This is a genomic window from Pseudomonas sp. PB101, from assembly GCF_009764265.1.
Lineage (GTDB): Bacteria > Pseudomonadota > Gammaproteobacteria > Pseudomonadales > Pseudomonadaceae > Aquipseudomonas.
In genome coordinates, this window is record NZ_RWIR01000085.1 from 16,629 (window position 1) to 36,496 (window position 19,868).

Consider the following 19,868-nt stretch of genomic DNA (forward strand, 5'->3'; position numbering starts at 1 on the left):
CGCAACCTCTTCTGTAGGAGCGAGCTCGCTCGCGATGGTCTTCAACGATGACGCGGTTAGCCTGAAACCCCAGGTCGTTCTTGAGTTCATCGCGAGCAAGCTCGCTCCTACAGAGGTCGGTGTTGGCGCAGGCCCCGTTCATACCGTGAACGGGGCCTTTGTGCGTAAAAAAGAATGCTTCTCGACAACCCCACGGCATAATGCGCGCCGTGATGAATCAAATTGAACGAACAAGGCGAGCGACGTGTTGAAGAAAACCCTGTTCCAGTTGCACTGGTTTTTCGGCATCAGCGCCGGGCTGGTCCTGGCCCTGATGGGCATCACCGGGGCGATGGTATCGTTCCAGGATGAAATCCTGAGCGCGCTCAACCCTTCTGTGTTGCAGGTCGAAAAACAGGTCGCCGGCGTGCTGCCACCTGTCGAACTGGTGGAGCACATCGAAGCCGCATCGGGTAAGAAAGTCTCGATGCTCACCGTGGAAACCGACAGCGGCAATGCCGCCAAGGTGTGGTTCACCCCGCCACCGGGTGAGCGCCGTGGCGAGATGCGCTACTTCGATCCCTACACCGCCGAGTTCCTCGGTGATGCCTCCGGCCAGGGCTTCTTCGGCCTGATGCTGCAACTGCACCGCTTCCTCGCCATGGGCGATACGGGTCGGCAGATCACCGGCGCCTGCACCCTGATCCTGGTGTTCTTCTGCCTGTCCGGCCTGTACCTGCGCTGGCCACGCCAATGGAAAAGCTGGCGCGCCTGGCTGACCCTGGACTGGAAGAAAAAGGGCCGCAGCTTCAACTGGGACCTGCACTCGGTGGCTGGCACCTGGTGCCTGGTGTTTTACCTCCTGGCAGCCTTGACCGGCTTGTCCTGGTCGTACGAGTGGTACAACAAGGGCCTGACCCGGTTGCTCTCTGATTCACCGCAAAACGAACGCGTTCGCGGCGGACGTGGCCCCGCGCCGCAAGGTCCGACACCGACAGCCGATTACGCGGCCATGTGGAGCAGCATCTACAGCGCGGCCGGCCCGCAACTCAGTTCCTATAACGTGCGCATGCCGCCAGTGGCCGGCCAGCCAGCGACCGTTTACTTCCTGCTGAAAACCTCGCCGCATGACCGCGCCCTGAACCAGATCACCCTCGACCCGACCACCGGCGTGGTCAAACGGGTCGATCGCTACAGCGACAAGCCCCTCAAGGCGCAACTGCTGACCAGCATCTATGCGCTGCACGTCGGCAGTTACTTCGGCATCGTGGGACGCATCATCCTGACCGTCACCTCGCTGAGCATGCCGTTGTTTTTCATCACCGGCTGGTTGCTGTACCTGGATCGTCGCCGCAAAAAACGCCAGATCAAGGACGCTCGCCAGGGTCTTGTGACACCAGCGAATGACGCACCGGCGTGGCTGATCGGGTTCGCCAGCCAGAGCGGGTTCGCCGAGCAGTTGGCCTGGCAGACCGCCGGACAATTGCAGGCCGCTGGGCTACCGGTGAAGGTGCAGCCGCTGGCGGACGTCAGCGAGCAGGATTTGCAGGGCTCGAGCAACGCACTGTTCGTCGTCAGTACCTTCGGCGACGGCGAAGCGCCGGACAGCGCCAGGGGGTTCGAACGCAAGGTTCTGGGCCGCTCGCCGAGCCTGGAGCGCCTGAACTATGCGGTCCTCGGCCTCGGTGACCGGCAGTACCAACACTTCTGCGGATTCGCCAAACGCCTGCACAGCTGGCTCGGCGAACACGGCGGCAAGACCTTGTTCGCTCCGGTGGAAGTCGACAGCGGCGATCCTTACGCGCTGCGCCACTGGCAACAGCAATTGGGCCTGCTGACCGGCCATGCCCCCGTCGACACCTGGCAAGCGCCCAGCTATGACAACTGGACCCTGGCCCGCCGTGAACGGCTGAACCCGGACAGCAGCGGCTCCCCGGTGTACTTGCTGGGCCTCAATGCGCCAACCACCAGCAGTTGGCTGGCCGGTGATCTGGTGGAAGTGTTGCCGCGCAATTGCCCGTGGGCCATCGAGCATTTCCTCGACGGCCTGGGGATTCACGGTGAGACCAAGGTGCAGCTCAACGGCCTGGAGGAAACCCTCGAACAGGCCCTGGCCAGCCGCCAACTGCCGGAGAACCGCGCCCATCTGGTCGGCCTGCACGCGCAAGCGCTGGCCGAGGCCCTCGTGCCGCTGGCCATGCGCGAGTACTCCATCGCGTCGATCCCGGCCGATGGCATGCTGGAACTGATCGTGCGCCAGGAAGTGCATGCCGACGGCAATCTCGGCGTGGGTTCCGGCTGGTTGACCGAACACGCGCCTGTGGGCAGCTCCATCAGCCTGCGCGTGCGGCGCAACAGCGGTTTCCATCTGCCGGCCCAACCGGTGCCGATGATCCTGCTGGGCAATGGCACGGGGCTGGCCGGGTTGCGCAGCCTGCTCAAGGCACGGATTGCCGATGGTCAGCAACGTCAGTGGCTGCTGTTTGGCGAGCGTAATCGCGAGCACGACTACCTGTGCCGAAAGGAGCTGGAGGAATGGCTGATCAATGGTGACCTGGCGCGCCTCGACCTGGCGTTTTCACGTGACCAGGCACAAAAGATCTACGTACAGGATCGCCTGCGTGAATCGGCGGAACAGCTGAAGCAGTGGCTGGCGGACGGTGCGGTGATCTATATCTGCGGCAGCCTTCAAGGCATGGCTTCAGGCGTGGACCAGGTGCTCAACGAGGTGCTCGGTGCCGCCGAAGTGGAGCGCCTGATCGAACAGGGCCGCTACCGCCGAGACGTTTACTGATCACCCTGTTGCCCTGTAGGAGCGAGCTTGCTCGCGATGGTCGTGAACGATAATGCGTTCATTCTGGATGAGAGCGTTATCCTCAGGTTCATCGCGAGCAAGCTCGCTCCTACAGAGGCCCAGAGTCAGTCAAACCGGTTGCAGCTTCTGCTCGAATACAGACACTCCATCCAGATCGCGCAACACCACCCTCATTTCCCCGCTCTGCCCATCGATATTCACCTCGCCGAAAAACTGAAACCCGGCAAACGGCGAGGCGTTCTGCGTTGGGGATGCCTTCTCGAATATCACTTCAGGGCCAAAGGTTTTATCCAACAAGTCTGGCCCGAAACTGCCCGCATTCAACGGCCCGGCAATGAACTCCCAGAACGGTTCAAAGTCCTGGAACGACGCCCGATCCGGGTGGTAATGATGCGCGGCGCAGTAATGCACTTCCGCGGTCAGGAACAGGAAATTACGCACCTGCCGGGCCCGCAGGAAGCCGAGCAATTCGGCAATTTCCAGCTCGCGCCCCTGCGCCGGGCCGGGGTCGCCGTTGGCCACCGCTTCCCACCGCGTGACACCGGGGCTGACTTCGCCGTCAGGCGCGCCAAGGCCGATGGACATGTCGGCGGCGATCACTTTCCATTGCGCGTTCGAGGCCTGCATTTCGCGCTTGAGCCAGTCCAGTTGCTCACGCCCGAGAAACGGCCTGGCCTCGCCCAGATTGTCGTCGTTGGCCCCGCGATAACTGCGCATGTCCAGCACGAACACATCCAGCAGCGGTCCGTAACCGAGCTTGCGATAGATTCGCCCGCCACCATCGGCACGCTGCAGGCGCATCGGCGCGTATTCGAGCCAGGCCTGGCGGGCGCGGTCCACCAGGCTGTGGATATCTTTGTTCTGGTAGCGCGCATCCAGCTGCTTGCCGGGCGACCAGTTGTTCAGCACCTCGTGGTCGTCCCACTGCCAGATCTGCGGGACCTCGGCATTGAAGCGCCGGATGTTCTCGTCCATCAGGTTGTAGCGGTAATTACCGCGGTACTCATCGAGGGTCTCGGCGACTTTGCTCTTGGCCTCGGTGGTGATGTTGCGCCACACCCGCCCGCCTTCCGCATTGAGCTGCGCCGGGATCGGGTTGTCGGCGTAAATGGTGTCGCCGCTGTGGATAAAAAAGTCCGGCAGACGCCGGCGCATCGCCTCGTAGATGCGCATGCCGCCAATGTCCGGGTTGATGCCGAAGCCCTGGCCGGCCGTGTCGCCGCTCCACACGAAGCGGATGTCGCGCCGGGTTTGCGGCACGCTGCGCAAGTGACCGAACCAGGGCTCACTGGCAACGCCGCTCAGGGCGTCTTCAAACTGCACACGATAGAAAATCGCCTGGTCGGCGGGCAGCCCGGTGAGTTCGATCCGGGCGGTGAAATCAGTGTGTGCATCGACCAGGGGCGAGACGAATCGCCGAGGGTTGGGAAACAGGCTGCGGGTGTCCCACTCCACCACCATCCGCGCAGGACGATCGCAGCGGCTCCAGATGATCGCCCGGTCGCCCAGCAGGTCGCCGGACTGCACACCGTCGGTCAGTTGCGGCCGATCCTTGAGCGAAGCGATCACCGCCGGCGCCAGCCCTGGCAGCAACAATCCGGCGCCGACCGCTTGAACGACACGACGGCGCCCGGGGTTGAAATCGCTCATGGCGTTCTCCCTGGAGTGGAAAAACCAAAGCATGGCCCCATGACCCTGGCATGACACGAATCTCGCCAACACCATCGATCCCCTGTAGGAGCGAGCCTGCTCGCGAAGAACTCAAGGACATCACGTTCATTCAGGATGCGCGCGTTATCGTTGACGACCTTCGCGAGCAGGCTCGCTCCTACAGGGGTTTTGTGTCAGGCCTTGACCGGCTCCAACGCTAATTCAACTGCCTCCGGCCGCTTGACCAGCGCATACACCACCGCCGTCAACAGACTCCCCGCGACAATCGCCAGCAGATACAACAGCGCATGATTGATCGCATTCGGAATCGCCAGCACGAACAAGCCACCGTGGGGCGCCATCAGTTTGCAGCCGAAATACATCGACAGCGCACCGGTCAGCGCACCGCCGGCGATGCTCGCCGGAATCACCCGCAGCGGGTCTTTCGCGGCAAACGGAATCGCCCCTTCGGAGATGAAGCATAGCCCCAGCACCAGCGCTGCCTTGCCGGCTTCGCGCTCGGTCTGGGCAAACTTGCGTCGGGCGATGAACGTGGCGATGCCCAGGCCAATTGGCGGCACCATACCGGCGGCCATGGTCGCCGCCATCGGCGCATAACTCTGCGATGCCAGCAGGCCCACCGAGAACGCATAGGCCGCCTTGTTGATCGGCCCGCCGAGGTCGACGCACATCATCCCGCCCAACAGCACACCCAGCAGGATCGCGTTGGTGGTGCCCATGCTGTCGAGAAAATGTGTGAGACCGGCGAGCATCCCGGCCACCGGTTTACCGACCACATAGATCATCACCAGACCGGTGAACAGACTGGCCAGCAACGGAATGATCAGGATGGGTTTGAGCGCCTCGAGACTCTGCGGCAGACGCGCATATTTATTGATCGCCCTGGCCGCATACCCGGCAAGAAAACCGGCAATGATCCCGCCGATGAAACCGGCGCCCAGGGTGCTCGCCAGCAGTCCGCCGATCATCCCCGGCGCGAGGCCCGGGCGGTCGGCAATCGAGTAGGCGATATAGCCTGCCAGCAGCGGCACCATCAGTTTGAACGCGGTGTCGCCACCGATCTGCATCAACGCCGCCGCCAGCGTGCCTTCTTCCTTGAATGCAGTGATGCCGAACACGAACGACAGGGCGATCATCAAGCCGCCGGCAACCACCATCGGCAACATGAACGACACACCGGTCAGCAGGTGTTTATAGACGCCGGTTTTCTCTTGTTTGACCGGTGCATTGGCAGCGCTCGATGCGCTTTCCTGCCGGCCTTCGGCCAAGGCCTTTTGCAGGGTCGCTTCGGCTTGCTTGAGGGCAATGCCGGTGCCACAGCGATAGATTTTCTTGCCGGCGAAACGCTCGGTGGCGACTTCGATATCGGCCGCCAGCAGCACCACATCGGCCTCGGCAATCGCTTGTGCGCTCAATGGATTGCGCGCGCCGACCGAGCCCTGGGTTTCCACCTGCAGGTCATAGCCCAGGCGCTTGGCCGCTTGCTGCAAGGCTTCGGCGGCCATGAACGTGTGCGCCACGCCGGTCGGGCAGGCGGTGACGGCCACCAGTCGCGGCGAGTTCTGGGCAATCGCCACGGGTTCTAGGACGGCTTCTACAGCGGCGTAAACCTGAGCGTCCTGCGCACCACGCCGCAGTACGGCTTCGACGTCTTGCAGGGCCTGGGCCGGGGTGCTCTGGAACACCCGCTTGCCAACAAACCGCGACATGTCCACCGGTGCGCTGGTCACCAGCAGCACCCACTCGGCCGCGTCGAGGGTGGCCGCCGACAGTTGCTTTTCAGGGTGCGCGGCATCGGCGACTTCGACGCTGGTGCTCCAGCCCTGACGCTGGGCCGCGGCATCGAGCAGTCGGGCGCACAGCACACTGGTGACCATGCCGTTCGGGCAGGCCGTGATGATGGCTAACTTCATGACAAACCCTCTTATTGTTCTGTCAGGGGACGCACGCGCACACCCTGTTCGAGCTGCGCCAGTTGCGCCGCATCGCCAATGCCGAAACCGATCTGGGTCACCGCCATCGCGGCAATCGCCGTGGCGGTGCGCAAGGTCTGCTCCGGCGTATCGGCGCTAAGCAAACCGTGGAGCATCCCCGCCAGCAATGAATCACCCGCGCCCACCGTGCTGGCAACGCTGACCCTGGGTGGCGTGGCATGCAGTGCCGAGCCGACGCTGAACCAGTTCACGCCTTCGGCGCCGTGGGAGATCACCACATGCTCGATGCCCTGGGCGTGCAAGCGCTCTGCCGCCTCGGCTTGGGCAGTGACTGACACGACCTCGCAGTCCAGTACCTCGGCCAGTTCTTCGGTGTTGGGTTTGATCAGCCACGGAGCGGCCTTGAGCGCCTCGCGCAACGCCTCGCCACTGGTGTCGAGGGCGACGTTCAGACCCAGTTGCTTCAAGCGCAAGATCAACGCCTGCAACCAATGCGCACTGACGCCCAACGGCAAGCTTCCGGCGACCACCACCGCATCGTGACCCGGGGCAATCTGCTCCAGTCGATCGATCAACGCCTGCTGCGCCGCTTCGCTGACCTGCGGCCCCGGCCCGTTGATGTCGGTGATGCGGCCGTCGCTTTCGGCCAGTTTGATGTTGCTGCGGGTTTCTCCCGGAACGCGGATGAAGGCATCGACAAAACCGCGCCTGGCGAACAGCGTTTCGAACGCTTGCAGGTTGTCTTCGCCAAGAAAACCACTGACGGTCAATTGATGCCCGAGGTCCGCCAGCACTTGCGCCACGTTCACGCCCTTGCCGGCGGCGTGGGTGTGCATGACATCGCTGCGGTTGACCTGGCCGACTTCAAGGCGCGGCAACTGGACGGTCAGGTCCAGCGCCGGGTTGAGGGTCAGGGTGAGAATCCGGGCCATTACAGGGCCTCCACTAGTGCACGCACTTCATCGGCGCTGCCCACGGCCAGGGCCTGGCGGGCAAGGGTTTGAGTCTGAGTGAAGCCCAGTTCGCGTATTCGCGCCTTGACCTCGGCAATGCTGCGCGCGCCGACACTGAGCTCATCCACCCCGAGGCCGACCAGCACCGGCACCGCCAGCGGGTCCGCCGCCAGCTCGCCGCACACACCGACCCATTTGCCATGGGCATGGGCCGCGCGCACGGTGATGTCGATCAGTTGCAGCACCGCCGGGTGCAAGCCGTCAGCCTGGGCCGACAGCGTCGGATGGCCACGGTCGATGGCGAGCGTGTATTGGGTCAGGTCGTTGGTGCCGACGCTGAAGAAGTCCACCTCTTTGGCCAGCACCGGCGCCAGCAATGCCGCCGACGGCACTTCGATCATGATCCCCAGTTGCAGGTCGGTAACGGGGATTTCCTGGCGCAGGCGCTCGGTCATGTCACGGGCCTGGCGCCACTCGTCAACGCTGCCCACCATCGGGAACATGATCCGCAGCGGCCGGTTGTCGGCCGCCCGCAGCAAGGCGCGCAATTGCGCTTCCATGATGTGCGGACGCTGCAAGGTCAGGCGAATGCCGCGTACGCCGAGGAAGGGGTTCTCTTCCTTCGCGATCGGCCAGTACGGCAGTGGTTTGTCGCCCCCGACATCGAGGGTGCGCACCACCAGCGGCCGCCCGGCCAGGCCGTCGAGGACGCGGCGGTACTCGGCTTCCTGGGTCGCCTCGTCGGGCGCTTGCGGGTGAGCCATGAAAATCAGTTCGGTGCGCAACAGGCCGATGCCTTCGGCGCCCTGCTCCACCGCACTGATGACGCCGGCACTTTCACCGATATTGGCAAACACTTCGACGGCATGGCCGTCGGTCGTCAGTGCCGGCTGGTGGCGCTGCTCGGCCGCGGCCTTCAAGCGTTGTTCGCGGGTATCGCGTTCGACCGTGGCGCGCTGCAAGGTCGCCGCGTCAGCGTCCACGTGCAGACGCCCACGCTGGCCATCGAGCAGCAGCGGCGTACCCGGCGCCAGCAACAACACGCCGGGGCCGGCACCGACCAGGGCCGGGATGCCCAGGGCCCGGGCAACAATCGCGCTGTGTGCCGTCGCGCCACCCCGGGCGGTGAGAATCCCGGCCACGCGAGCCGGGTCGAGACGCGCGACGTCGGATGGACCGACCTCGTCCATCACCAGAATGTACGGCTGATCCGGTTCGCTCGGGGTTTCGATGCCACTGAGTTGCAGCAGTACCCGACGCCCGATGTCGCGCAAGTCGGCAGCGCGCTCGGCGAGCAAGGCATCCTGCAACGCTTCCTGCTGCCGGGCCGCCGCTTCTATCACGAGCATCCACGCCGCCTCGGCGCTTTCGCCCTGTTTGAGGCGCGTATCGACCTCATCGGTCAGCTCCGGGTCGTCGAGCATCTCCTGGTGGGTGATGAAGATTTCGCGGATGGCCTTGCTCTTGCTGCGCTCGATCAGGCCCTGAATGTCGCGGCGTACCTGCGTCAGGGCATTCTGCAGACGTGCACGCTCGATGGCGGCGGACTCGCCGCGCAACGGGTAATCGATGGCTTGCAGCACTTGAATATGCGCAGGCCCGATGGCGATTCCCGGTGCCGCGGCAATGGCCTGGACCACGCTGCCGGCTATCGGCGCGAGGATCACTTCGGCGATATCGGCGACGACTTCGCGTGCCTGGCTGACGGGCGGCAGCGGCTCGACCTCTTCACCAAGGCCTTCTTCGATGGCCGTCAACAAGGCCGGCAACGCATCAGCCGCGATCACCGGTTCGGCGATGAACTCCAGGACCTGCCCACGACGGGCGCCGAGGCTGAGCAACTTGCTCAGGCTCTTGACCGACACCGCGCTGTCGTGCCCATCGACGATGCGCACGCGGATTTCACCTTCGAAGCTCTTCGCCAGCTGCGCGAGGATCTTCGCCGGCCGCGCATGCAACCCGTGGGCGTTGGCCAAGGCAATACGTGCGCTGGGCCAGTCGGCGGGCACCTCGCCACCGAGCACTTCGAGGACTTTGCGGCTGCTGGTGGCGCGCCCCAACTCATGGCCACGCCCTTCGATCAACAACGCGCACAGGCGCTCGAGCAGCGCTTGATGAGCCTCACCGAGGCTGGCCAGGCAGAACAGTCCGATGAGTGGCTGGCCGAGATAGCGCAGTGGTTTGTCCGGGGTGAGAAAAGCCAGGCCAGGACGCTTCACCGTTTGCTCGCTGTGCAGCCACCACAGGCCATCACCCAAGGGCAGCGCTTCAACCTGCTGCAGCACGGCAGAGAAACCGTTGCTCACACAGTCGGCCTGACGCAACAAGCGTGCGCCGCGCCAGACCAGTTCTTCGAAATCTTCGGCTGGCACACCGAGGCCGATCATCTGCGCATCCAGCGCCAGCTCCTGCGGCGCGCCTTGCAGCAATTTCAGCAGCGCTTCGGCGGAACCGGCACGACGCAGGGCCTGGCCCAGGTCCGTCTCGCCGAGCGCGCGGGTGAGCAATTGCAACAGACGAAGATGCTCATCGGATTTGGCGGCGATGCCGATCGCCAGGTAAACGATCTGGCCGTCGCCCCAATCCACGCCTTCGGGGAACTGCATCAGGCGCACACCGGTGGTGAACACCAGGTCGCGGGTTTCGGGCGTACCGTGGGGGATGGCAATACCTTGGCCGAGAAAGGTCGAGCCCTGGGCCTCCCGCGCCTGCAATCCGGCGAGATAGCCCTCGGCAACCAGGCCGTCGGCGACCAGATGCCGGGCCAGCAATTGCAGCGCTGCGGATTTGTCCACGGCCGACTGGCCCATGGAAATCTGCTCTACAGTGAGCTCGAGCATGCTTTCTCCTTTTTGGCGCCTTGGGGCACCAGGTATTGTTTTGAATGAGTCAGCCAGGCGCATGGTCGTCACTTTTGGCGGTTTCACGGCAGAACCGGCCAAAGGCGCCTTTAACGTAGAAAATACGCTTGCTGAAACGTTTAATCTAGAATGAATGGCACGTTACTCGATAATGTCCCATCCTTGAAGCTCAACTTGTCGGATGCGTTGCGACAATGGTCGCCTGCCTTAATCGGTTAGGATTGACGAAAATGTCGAGGCAATCTCGAAAAAACAAGGAAACAGCGGGTTGAAACTCAGTGATATCGCCCAGCTTGCCGGTGTGTCCGTCACCACCGCCAGCTATGTCATCAATGGCAAGGCCGAACAACAGCGCATCAGCAGCGCCACCGTCGAACGCGTGCGCGCGGTCGTCGAACAACATGGCTTCACGCCCAATCCTCAGGCCGCCGGTTTGCGCAGCCGGCACACCCGCACATTGGGCTTCATTCTGCCGGATCTGGAAAACCCCAGTTATGCGCGAATCGCCAAATTGCTGGAACAAGGCGCGCGGGCCCGGGGCTATCAGCTGCTGATCGCCAGTTCCGACGATGCCCCGGACAGCGAACGGCAGTTGCTGCAACTGTTCCGCGCCCGGCGTTGCGACGCGCTGATCGTTGCCAGCTGCCTGCCGGCCGGCGACGACAGCTATCTGCAATTGCAGGCCAAGGGTATTCCGATCATCGCCATCGACCGGGTCATGGAACCCGAGCATTTCTGTTCGGTGATCAGTGATGACCGCGAGGCCAGCCTGCAACTGACCCGCAGCCTCTTGGAGCCGCAGCCCAAACAGATTGCGCTGATCGGCGCCCGCCCGGAACTGAGCATCAGCCAGGAACGTTGCGCCGGCTTCAAAGAGGCGCTCGCCGGGTTCAAGGGTGAGGTGCTGATCGAAGAAGGCGAATCCTTCAGCCGCGAGTGCGGCAAACAACTCATGGAAGAGTTGCTGCAGCGCCTGGGCCACTTGCCCGATGCGTTGGTGACCACCTCCTATGTGCTGCTTCAGGGGGTGTTCGATGCGCTGCACGACTTCCCGCTGAAAAACCGTCCGCTGCGCCTTGGCACGTTCGGCGACACTCAGTTGCTGGACTTCCTGCCGCTGCCGGTCAACGCCATGGCCCAGCAACATCAGTTGATCGCCGACAAGGCCCTCGAGCTGGCCCTGGCAGCCATCGAGCAGTCGGATTACCGACCCGGCGTGCAGGCCATCCCGCGGACGTTCAAGCAGCGTATCCTTCAGGACTGAGCCGTGGAGCTGATCGACACCCACACCCACCTGGATTTTCCGGACTTCGACGCCGACCGCCAGGCGCTTCTGGCCGAGAGCCGTGCCCTGGGGGTGCGGCGGATCGTAGTGCTGGGGGTTTATCAGGCCAATTGGCAGCGGGTCTGGGAGCTGGTGCAGAGTGATCCCGACCTGCACGCCGCCTTCGGGCTGCACCCGGTGTATCTGGACGATCATCGACCGCAACACCTGAGCGAACTCGGTGACTGGCTGACTCGACTGGCCGGCCATCGGCAGTTGTGTGCGGTAGGCGAGATCGGCCTGGACTACTTCATCGAATCCCTCGACCGCGACCGCCAACAGGCGTTGTTCGAGGCGCAATTGCAACTGGCGGCGGACTTCAGTCTCCCGGCGTTGATCCACGTGCGGCGCAGCCATGCGGCGGTGATTGCCACGCTCAAGCGGTTTCGCCTGAAACGGGCCGGCATCATCCACGCCTTCGCCGGCAGCAAGGAAGAGGCCCGCGAATACATCAAGCTCGGTTTCAAGCTCGGCCTTGGCGGTGCCCCGACCTGGCCGCAGGCGCTGCGCATGCACCGCGTACTCGGTGAGCTGCCGCTGGATTCGGTGGTACTGGAAACCGACTCGCCGGACATGGCGCCCGCCATGTTCCCCGGCCAGCGCAACAGCCCGGCACACTTGCCGGCGATCTGCGCGGCACTGGCGCAATGGATGGCGATCAGCCCGGAACAACTGGCGGCGGCCAGCACCACCAACAGCTGCGAAGTGTTCGGTTGGTAATCAGTCGACGTGAGCCTTGGCGGCTTCGAGGATCAGCGTCAAATGCTGGCGCTGGCGGAAATAACGGACCACTGCGAAGTAAACGAATACGGCGATCAGCGAAGCATTCAGCTGTTCGATGACACTGAGCATTCCCACCCACTCCATCACCAACGCCACCAGCAGTGCGGTGCAGACCATCACCCGCAGGCTGGCACGCAACGGTGTAAAAGAGTCGAGCGACTTGAAGCGCCTGATCTGTGCCGGGCAACGCAACTGAACCTGTTTCTGGCAGTGGGCACAGGCAAACGCTTCATTGATCGCAATGGCATTGAGTTGCCAGGGTTGAAGCCGCAACGTGCGCTGACAATGCGCACAGCGCCCCTGGACTCCAACTGTTGCAGCAGACATAACCGGGTTTCCTCGATGCGGTAAGTCGCCTGAATCTTCCTTGGTTGAATTTCAGAATCCAGAGCACGGCGAGAATCAGGAGGACTCCTACCCGAAAAAGGAAAAAGTACTACGAAGCTTTCCGACAGTACGCCAAACCTGTGGGAGCAAGCTCGCTCCCACAGAGTCCCGAGAAGAATTTCAAACCCGGAATGCACTGATCAACTGCTTCAACTCCACGACCTGGGCCGACAACGCCCGGCTGGCATCTTCGGTCTGATGCGCACCTTCTGCGGTACGCTCGCCGGCGCGGTTGATCTCGACGATGTTCTGGTCGATGTCGTGGGCCACCGCCGTTTGCTGCTCCACCGCGGCGGCAATCTGCTGGTTCTGGTCGACGATCATGCCCACCGCGCCCAGGATGTTTTCCAGCGCCCGCTGGACCTTCTCCGACTGCCCTACCGTGCCGTTGGCCATTTCATGGCTGGTGCCCATGGCCTTGACCGCCGCGCCGACGCCACCATGGAGCCTGGTGATCATCTGCTCGATCTCTTCGGTCGATTGCTGGGTGCGTTTGGCCAGGGTCCGGACTTCATCGGCGACCACGGCGAAACCACGGCCCTGCTCACCGGCGCGTGCGGCCTCGATAGCGGCATTGAGCGCCAGCAGGTTGGTCTGCTCGGCGATGCTCTTGATCACTTCGAGCACGCGGCTGATGGACTGGCTGTCACTGGCCAGTTGATTGATCACCAGCACCGACTGATCGATTTCATTGGCCAGCGCGGCAATGCTGCCTTGCTGCGACTCCACCAGACCGCGACCGCTGATGGTCTCGTCGTTGACACTGTGGGCACTGCTCACTGCTGCTGCGGCACTGCGTGCCACTTCCTGGGAAGTGGCCGACATCTGGTTCATCGCCGTGGCCACCTGCTCTATCTGCGTGCGCTGCCCGGCAACGGCCTGGTTGCTTTGCGCGGAGACGTTTTCCACTTGCCCGGCCTGACGCTCGACTTCGCTGACGGTCTGCCCTACCCGCTCGATCAGGTCATGGATTTTCTTCACGGTGCCGTTGAACACCTCGCCCAATTCGCCCAGTTCGTCACGGCTATGAGCGCTGAAAGTCACGGTCATGTCGCCGGCCGCCACCTTGTCCATCACCGCCCCCAGGCGCTTGAGCGTGGTGCGGGTCGAGGCATAGAACGCGCCGTAGAGATAAAAGATCAGCACGAACACGACCGATAACGCCACGGCCTGCAAGACCATGTGCGTACGGTTCTGGTCCAGGCGCTCTTGCAACTGCGGGCCCAGATACTTGAGGGTCGCCTCGTTGAGTTGGTAAGTCTGGTCCATCAGGGCGCTGACCTGATCGTAAAAGCCCTGCCACGGCGCATCGAGGGTATCGGCCATGACCACTTGTTCTTCGAACAGCTCGCTGGCTTTCTTCAACGATGCCCGGCTGCTGTCGGCCTGGGCGGTCAGGGTATCGCGCGCGGCTTTGCTGGACCCCAGGGCATCCTGCAACTTCAGGCCATATTCGGCCTGGAGCTTTTCAATCTGCGCCAGCAATTCATCGAAACGGGTACTCGAAGCCGAGTTGATGAACCCCTGCCCCAACGAATAAGAACCCATTGCACGCCCCTCGCCCAGAATCTGGGTGACCCGTGGCGTGACGAGGGTGACGAGTTCGCTCAACTGGCGCATGTCGCTCTGGTTGTCGCGACTGAGGCCGGCCTGGCTGGTGATGAGCTGGCTGAAAATCTGCGCACTGCCCACCAGTTTGCCGATCAGGGCACTTTTGCTTTGCAGGGAGTTTTCCGTTTGCTGGGCCTTGAACGCGGCGATCATTTCATCGCGTTTGCCATCGAACACCGCGACTTGCTCCGGGTCGCTGGTCATCGCCGCAAGCCCTTGCAAGCGAGTCAGAATATTCTGCTCAAGGGCGCTGATTTTCGATTCGACATTGCCGGCCTTGCCGGACTGGCCGAGGCTGACGTTGATCTGCACCAGGTTGTTCAGGGTTTCCAGATCGCGGCGCAGCGACAGGCTGCTGCCCAACAGGTCGAGGCTTTGCAGTTCAATGCGCGTGGCCTGGAATTCGCGGTAGGAGTCACGCACCAGATAGAAGTTGGTCACCAGCATCGGCACCAGGAACAGTACGCTGATCAGGCTGAACTTCATGCCGAAGCTCAGGCGGTTCATCAGTGCGACAGCGGGATAGAGCAAGCTCTTCACTGGATGTCTCCCTTCAGTTTCTTATTTTTTTTATTGGCAGGCGCAGACAGACAGCAGATAGCCACTATTCGGCGCTATCTCTGTATAACGTAAATCGGCAGGAAGTTTTGTAACTTAAGGTTAACGCCAGGGCGAAACACTCCGGACAAGTGATCGCCCTGTTGAAGGAACTAATGCAGGACCGTCCACAACGCAAACCCGGCATACCAGAGCACTGCGGCACGCAGCAGCAGAGCCCAGATGCGGTCCAGGTTGTTGATACCTTCCACGCCGGCCACAGGTGCCGGAATTTCACCGGCCACCAACCCGACTTTCTCGATCAGTTGCGCAGCGCTGATGTTCCAGTTCAGCAACTCATGCAGCATGACCCGGCTGACCGCGACAAAGTTGCCGACCAACGCCAGGCTTGCCGCCAGCAAACGCACAGGCACCCAGTCGAAGGCGTGACGCAGCTGCCCGGCGCGCTCGACCAGTGCCGGGTTTTTTCCGTGTTCTTCGGCCAGCGCCAGCAGCCGATAGCTCAGCGCCGCGACCGGCCCCAACAGGAAGTACCAGAAAATCACCGCAAAAAAACTCTGATAGGCCTCCCACAATAGGTGCCCTTCAACCCGCTCCAGGAGTTGCTCGCCACTGTCTGCGCAGATATCCAGATCGCGTTCGGCGACATGGGCCGCTGCTTGCAGGTCTTCCCGCCGCCATGCATCGCGGAACGGCCCGAGGTCGCCCAGCAGGTCACCACGCCCCAGACTGTAGATCACCACCAGCAAATGGATCGGCAACGCCAGCAGCCCATAGGCCACCGGTTCGACGACGACCAGCAGCAACCCCAGCAACGCTACCGGCAACAAGACAACGACCGCCAACACCAGCCATGGCCGCCCCGAAAGGCGCGGGCTGGCCTCAAGCTTGTTCAGCTCGTGTGTCCAGCCACTGTCACGCTGAACCCGATGGCGCAGGGCCGAAAATTTCTCGATCCACACCGTCAACAGCAACACCAGAAAACTCATTGCCCTTCCTCTTGTGCCAGAGCGGCGCGATAACGTGCCCAGTCAAACGCCGGCCCCGGATCGGTTTTGCGCCCGGGTGCAATATCACTGTGTCCGCAGATACGCTCTGTGGTGATCGCCGTGAACGCCTGCTGCAACTGGCGGGTCAGGGCTGTCAACGCGCCATATTGCGCGTCGGTGAACGGCTGATCATCCGTGCCTTCGAGCTCGATGCCCACGGAAAAATCGTTACAGGTTTCCCGCCCCTCGAAGCTCGAGACCCCCGCATGCCACGCACGCTCAAGGCATGAGACAAACTGGGTGACAGTGCCGTCACGCTCGATCAGAAAGTGCGCGGACACCCGCAAATCCGCAATCCCTTCAAAATAGGGATGTTCGGTGACATCCAGACGATTCTGGAAAAATTCCTGCACCTTGCCGGTGGCGAACTGCGCCGGTGGCAGGCTGATGTTATGGATCACCAACAGGGAAATTTCGTCTGTGGGGCGCGCATTGAAGTTGGGTGAGGGGCAGACATGCACTCCCTGAATCCAACCGCTCGCGGAGTCCAACTGCATACCGATTCCTTCAACGTCGACTGTGTTGGCACAGTATGCCGCGATAATCCCCCAAGGCGCGATCACTTGCCACGCTTGAGGCGCTTGAGGTTGCCGATCACCGACTCCAGTGCCCGCTCGAACAGCAGGGTGTCGTCCAGCACTCGCACCACGCCATTGCGCAGCTCCAGTGCCAGGTCGAGGCGATTGCGCTCGAGCACTTTCATGCCGGTGCGATTGACGAAGATGTATTGGCCGGTATTTTCAATGACGGCAACCAGCTTGCAGCGAAGGCTGTTTTCCGCGTCTTCCTGAAATTCGACCCAGCAGCCTGCAAGCATTTTATCGACCTGACGCAAGCTCGCATCGTCCGCCAGCAAACGTACCGGCTCGCTGTGCACCTGGCTTTCGTCGGCAATCTGAAGGACGACAGGTGCCAGCACCTCGACCATCGTCGACGCGCTGGCGGGTGAGCCTCCGGTTCCCTGCAATGCCTGCAGGTGCAAGCCTTCCAGCTCGCTGAAAAACTCGCTGGTGGCAAATGGATCGAACGCCGACGCGTTCAGTCCGTCGCGCAACGACTTGAGCAAACCCGGGACCAAGGCCAGCATCCTGGCCGCGTCGGGCTCGCGGTGCTGCTGAACGCTCCAGACCAATTGCTCCAGGGTACGCACATCGGCATGCCACTCGGCCGATCGGGCGCCATGCTTGAGGCACGTCAGCAGCAGCACTTTGCTCCAGGCCTGCTGGACAAACGTCACCACGCCTTGCGGCAGGACTTTGCCAAGCAACGCCTGATTCAGCGCCTGCTCGACCTGCTGGCGGGCCAATCCGGTCCTGGCCCGGCCTTCCTCGGCGTCGCGAATGCGTTGCTCGAGCAGTTCGCTGCGACGGCGTTCGTCCTGGGTAAACGCGAGAAAGTCGGCGAGCAACTCGGAAAATATCGCCGGATCATCGACAAACTCATTCAACAAACGCTGCACGACCTGATCGATACGCACGTACAGGCTGTCACGCTGATGATTGTCACACGCACCCCAACCCATGGCCGCACTGGCGATTTCGTTGAGCAGGCGTCGCGCCGGATGACTGCTGCGACTGAAGAAACTCTTGTCGAGCACCGCCACCTTGACCAACGGGATCTGCAATCGGCCGATCAGCGCCTTGAGGGAATCCGGCAGGTTGCGATCATCGAGCATGCATTCGAAAAGCATGGCGACCAGATTGATCACATCTTCATCGGCCTCCGCGAAAATCCGCGACCGGCCGCTTTTGACGCTGACCCGGGTCAGTAACTGTTCGAGCTGGTTGCGCAGGTCGAAATCGTCGACGGCTGCCGGGGCGGGCACGTATTGCTGCAAATGCGACAGCAAGCGCAACAGATCGCGCGTGGAAATCGGTTGTGCCGTGGCACTGACTGCCAGCGTTGACGAAAGACTGCCGCGTACGTTGAACAGCAGCGCCTGCAACGCGGCGAATGCCTCCTGGACATTGTCATCGATCGGCAAGCAGACCGGGGTGCCGCCCTCATCGGCCGATTCGTCGGCGACGCTGATGTCAGGCCGGTCGGCGGTACGGCGCACCGGGGCCGATACAAGGTCGGGCAATACGCCGGTGGCGAGCAGCAGTTGATTGGCTTCGGCGTAAAGCTGATCGGCCTCGCTGAGGACATAACGCTCGAACAACTCGAGGATAATCAGCTTGACCTTGATCGCCAGCCCCAGCTGGCGTGCAGACTGCAAGAAGTACTCGCAGAGCATCGCCGGACTCAGCGGGTTGTTCAGGTCACCCGACTCCTTGCCCAACAAGGCGCGCAGTCGCGTCGTCAGTTGATCCAGGGCGAAACCGTCGCGGTCCAGCACCCGGTTGACCATCGCTTGCACCGCGACCGTGCGCTCGCGCTCGTCATCGGCTTGCGCCATCGCAGGACCGGCCGCCAGGACCTGAGGCAAGGCCGCGAGCGCCGGGTCGTATTGGCCAAGACGGATGAAGGCACCGAAAAGATGTTCGAGAAACACCCGCTCGATGCTTTTGTGCTTGAGGCGCAAATCGCGCATCGCTTGAAAGAAAATGTACTGCTCGACGTCACAGCGGGCGCGGTCAGCCATTTCGAAGAGAGTGTCATCGGCGTTATCGAACAGCGCCTGCAAGCCATGTCGCAACTGTTGCGCAGCCTTGTCGCGAACCTGGAGAAGAATCGCCGGCAGTCGGGCGAGTGGCGAGTGAGCCACCTGGTCGGTAGTGGCCTTGTGCAAAGGCACTACATTCCCGTCGTTGTGCATTCGGCCTCCCTGGAACGGTGATGCTCTGAATCGTCAAAGTGATGACGTCAAATACAAGGCGAATTATCTGGTAAAAGCTCACCTCTGTGCCAGAAAACTCTGCACTTGCTCTCAAACAGGCGTTTGCTCGGCATCCGCGATCAACGCCGACAACACCGGGATCCGATCAAATACAGGCGCCAGCGCCAACCGGACACGCTGATGCCTTGGGTTGGCCCGCGCCATGGCCCTATAATCGAGCCACTTTGTTTGTGGAGTCCGTTATGCCGAACTTACGTCTCGCCGATCTGACCGCCGAAATCGAAGCCAACGTGCGCCGTGCGTTGCGTGAAGACATCGGCAGCGGCGACATCACCGCGCAATTGATCCCGGCCGAACGCCTGGCCAAAGCCACCATCATTACCCGCGATGCGGCCGTCATCAGCGGTACCGCCTGGGTGGATAACGTGTTTCGGCAACTGGACCCACGGGTGGCGGTGCACTGGCAGGTTGCCGACGGCGAGCGGGTGACGCCCAACCAGGTGCTGTTCCACCTCGAAGGCCCGGCGCGCTCACTATTGACCGGTGAACGCAGCGCCCTGAACTTCCTGCAAATGCTCTCGGGCGTGGCGACCCGCGCGCAATACCTGGCGGACTTCGTGGCCGAGACTCAGGTCAAGCTGCTCGACACCCGTAAAACCTTGCCGGGGCTGCGCCTGGCGCAAAAGTATGCGGTGACCTGCGGTGGTTGCCACAACCACCGCATCGGCCTGTATGACGCCTTCCTGATCAAGGAAAACCACATCGCGGCCAGCGGCGGCATCGCGCAGGCCATCACGGCCGCGCACAAGATCGCGCCGGGCAAACCGGTCGAGATTGAAGTGGAAAGCCTGGATGAGCTCAAGGAAGCGCTGGCGGCCGGTGCCGACATCATCATGCTCGATGAACTGAGCCTGGACGACATGCGCGAAGCCGTGCGCCTGAACGCCGGCAAGGCCAAGCTGGAGGCCAGCGGCGGGATCAACGAAAGCACGTTGCTGCCGATCGCACAGACCGGGGTGGATTACATTTCGATCGGTGCGATGACCAAGGATGTGAAGGCGGTCGATCTGTCGATGCGACTCAGCATCTGAGAAGCAAAGCAATCGTGTAGGAGCCCGGCTTGCCGGCGATAGCGTCCTTGAGATCGCCATCGCCGGCAAGCCA

14 protein-coding genes and 1 pseudogene are annotated in these 19,868 nt (G+C 62.3%); 5 read left to right on the top strand and 10 right to left on the bottom strand.

Going from position 1 to position 19,868, the window contains the following annotated elements:
* Nucleotides 1-244 precede the first annotated feature (244 nt).
* Nucleotides 245-2,773 (top strand): sulfite reductase flavoprotein subunit alpha, encoded by a 2,529-nt coding sequence (locus EI969_RS25975; RefSeq protein ID WP_160390268.1) that lies wholly within the window; start codon nt 245-247, stop codon nt 2,771-2,773.
* Between the two features lie 129 nt (nt 2,774-2,902).
* On the opposite strand, the gene EI969_RS25980 is transcribed toward EI969_RS25975, so the two are convergent.
* The 4 genes from EI969_RS25980 to ptsP all read right to left on the bottom strand — a co-directional run bounded on the left by EI969_RS25980 (nt 2,903) and on the right by ptsP (nt 10,192).
* Nucleotides 2,903-4,444 carry an alkaline phosphatase gene (locus EI969_RS25980; protein WP_160390269.1) on the bottom strand — a complete coding sequence of 514 codons (1,542 nt, stop codon included), beginning with the start codon at nt 4,442-4,444 and terminating at the stop codon, nt 2,903-2,905.
* 194 nt (nt 4,445-4,638) lie between these two features.
* Nucleotides 4,639-6,378: a PTS fructose-like transporter subunit IIB gene (locus EI969_RS25985; RefSeq protein ID WP_160390270.1), complete on the bottom strand. Its 1,740-nt coding sequence runs from the start codon at nt 6,376-6,378 to the stop codon at nt 4,639-4,641.
* 11 nt (nt 6,379-6,389) lie between these two features.
* On the bottom strand, nt 6,390-7,331 hold the full coding sequence (pfkB, locus tag EI969_RS25990; protein WP_160390271.1) for a 1-phosphofructokinase: 942 nt from the start codon (nt 7,329-7,331) through the stop codon (nt 6,390-6,392).
* A complete protein-coding gene (gene ptsP, locus EI969_RS25995) occupies nt 7,331-10,192 on the bottom strand; it encodes a phosphoenolpyruvate--protein phosphotransferase (RefSeq protein WP_160390272.1) in 2,862 nt (953 codons plus the stop codon). The genes pfkB and ptsP overlap by 1 nt, the downstream gene beginning before the upstream one ends.
* Here ptsP and EI969_RS26000 point away from each other — a divergent pair.
* The 3 genes from EI969_RS26000 to EI969_RS26010 all read left to right on the top strand — a co-directional run bounded on the left by EI969_RS26000 (nt 10,191) and on the right by EI969_RS26010 (nt 12,257).
* Entirely contained in the window at nt 10,191-10,346 is a 156-nt protein-coding gene (locus EI969_RS26000; protein ID WP_160390273.1) for a hypothetical protein, read from the top strand. The genes ptsP and EI969_RS26000 overlap by 2 nt on opposite strands.
* A gap of 135 nt (nt 10,347-10,481) precedes the next feature.
* A complete protein-coding gene (cra, locus tag EI969_RS26005; protein ID WP_160390274.1) occupies nt 10,482-11,477 on the top strand; it encodes a catabolite repressor/activator in 996 nt (331 codons plus the stop codon).
* Nucleotides 11,478-11,480: 3 nt separating this feature from the next.
* A complete protein-coding gene (locus tag EI969_RS26010; protein ID WP_160390275.1) occupies nt 11,481-12,257 on the top strand; it encodes a TatD family hydrolase in 777 nt (258 codons plus the stop codon).
* On the opposite strand, the gene EI969_RS26015 is transcribed toward EI969_RS26010, so the two are convergent.
* The 6 genes and pseudogenes from EI969_RS26015 to EI969_RS26035 all read right to left on the bottom strand — a co-directional run bounded on the left by EI969_RS26015 (nt 12,258) and on the right by EI969_RS26035 (nt 18,683).
* Nucleotides 12,258-12,647, bottom strand: coding sequence for a hypothetical protein (locus EI969_RS26015; protein WP_160390276.1), 390 nt, complete (start codon nt 12,645-12,647; stop codon nt 12,258-12,260). It abuts the gene before it with no gap.
* 180 nt (nt 12,648-12,827) lie between these two features.
* Entirely contained in the window at nt 12,828-13,757 is a 930-nt protein-coding gene (locus EI969_RS31085; protein ID WP_371926025.1) for a methyl-accepting chemotaxis protein, read from the bottom strand.
* A pseudogene (locus tag EI969_RS31090) lies at nt 13,734-14,825 on the bottom strand (methyl-accepting chemotaxis protein); the annotation flags it as partial. The pseudogene EI969_RS31090 and the gene EI969_RS31085, both read right to left, overlap by 24 nt.
* A gap of 203 nt (nt 14,826-15,028) precedes the next feature.
* Nucleotides 15,029-15,865, bottom strand: a complete 837-nt coding sequence (ampE, locus tag EI969_RS26025) for a regulatory signaling modulator protein AmpE (protein WP_160390278.1) — start codon at nt 15,863-15,865, stop codon at nt 15,029-15,031.
* Nucleotides 15,862-16,422: a 1,6-anhydro-N-acetylmuramyl-L-alanine amidase AmpD gene (ampD, locus tag EI969_RS26030; protein ID WP_160390279.1), complete on the bottom strand. Its 561-nt coding sequence runs from the start codon at nt 16,420-16,422 to the stop codon at nt 15,862-15,864. The genes ampE and ampD overlap by 4 nt, the downstream gene beginning before the upstream one ends.
* Nucleotides 16,423-16,484: 62 nt before the next feature.
* Complete coding sequence (locus EI969_RS26035; protein WP_160390280.1) at nt 16,485-18,683, bottom strand: DUF1631 domain-containing protein; 2,199 nt, start codon at nt 18,681-18,683, stop codon at nt 16,485-16,487.
* Between the two features lie 263 nt (nt 18,684-18,946).
* Between EI969_RS26035 and nadC the strand changes: the two genes are divergently transcribed.
* Complete coding sequence (gene nadC, locus EI969_RS26040) at nt 18,947-19,795, top strand: carboxylating nicotinate-nucleotide diphosphorylase (protein ID WP_160390281.1); 849 nt, start codon at nt 18,947-18,949, stop codon at nt 19,793-19,795.
* The last annotated feature ends 73 nt before the right edge of the window (nt 19,796-19,868 follow it).

Coding starts and splice junctions, on each gene's coding strand:
- nadC (WP_160390281.1), top strand. CDS start 18,947: ATGCCGAACTTACGTCTCGCCGATCTGACCGCCGAAATCGAAGCCAAC.
- ampE (WP_160390278.1), bottom strand. CDS start 15,865: ATGAGTTTTCTGGTGTTGCTGTTGACGGTGTGGATCGAGAAATTTTCG.
- pfkB (WP_160390271.1), bottom strand. CDS start 7,331: ATGGCCCGGATTCTCACCCTGACCCTCAACCCGGCGCTGGACCTGACC.
- ptsP (WP_160390272.1), bottom strand. CDS start 10,192: ATGCTCGAGCTCACTGTAGAGCAGATTTCCATGGGCCAGTCGGCCGTG.
- EI969_RS26015 (WP_160390276.1), bottom strand. CDS start 12,647: ATGTCTGCTGCAACAGTTGGAGTCCAGGGGCGCTGTGCGCATTGTCAG.
- EI969_RS26000 (WP_160390273.1), top strand. CDS start 10,191: ATGCTTTCTCCTTTTTGGCGCCTTGGGGCACCAGGTATTGTTTTGAAT.
- EI969_RS26035 (WP_160390280.1), bottom strand. CDS start 18,683: ATGCACAACGACGGGAATGTAGTGCCTTTGCACAAGGCCACTACCGAC.
- ampD (WP_160390279.1), bottom strand. CDS start 16,422: ATGCAGTTGGACTCCGCGAGCGGTTGGATTCAGGGAGTGCATGTCTGC.
- EI969_RS25980 (WP_160390269.1), bottom strand. CDS start 4,444: ATGAGCGATTTCAACCCCGGGCGCCGTCGTGTCGTTCAAGCGGTCGGC.
- EI969_RS25985 (WP_160390270.1), bottom strand. CDS start 6,378: ATGAAGTTAGCCATCATCACGGCCTGCCCGAACGGCATGGTCACCAGT.
- EI969_RS31085 (WP_371926025.1), bottom strand. CDS start 13,757: ATGACCGTGACTTTCAGCGCTCATAGCCGTGACGAACTGGGCGAATTG.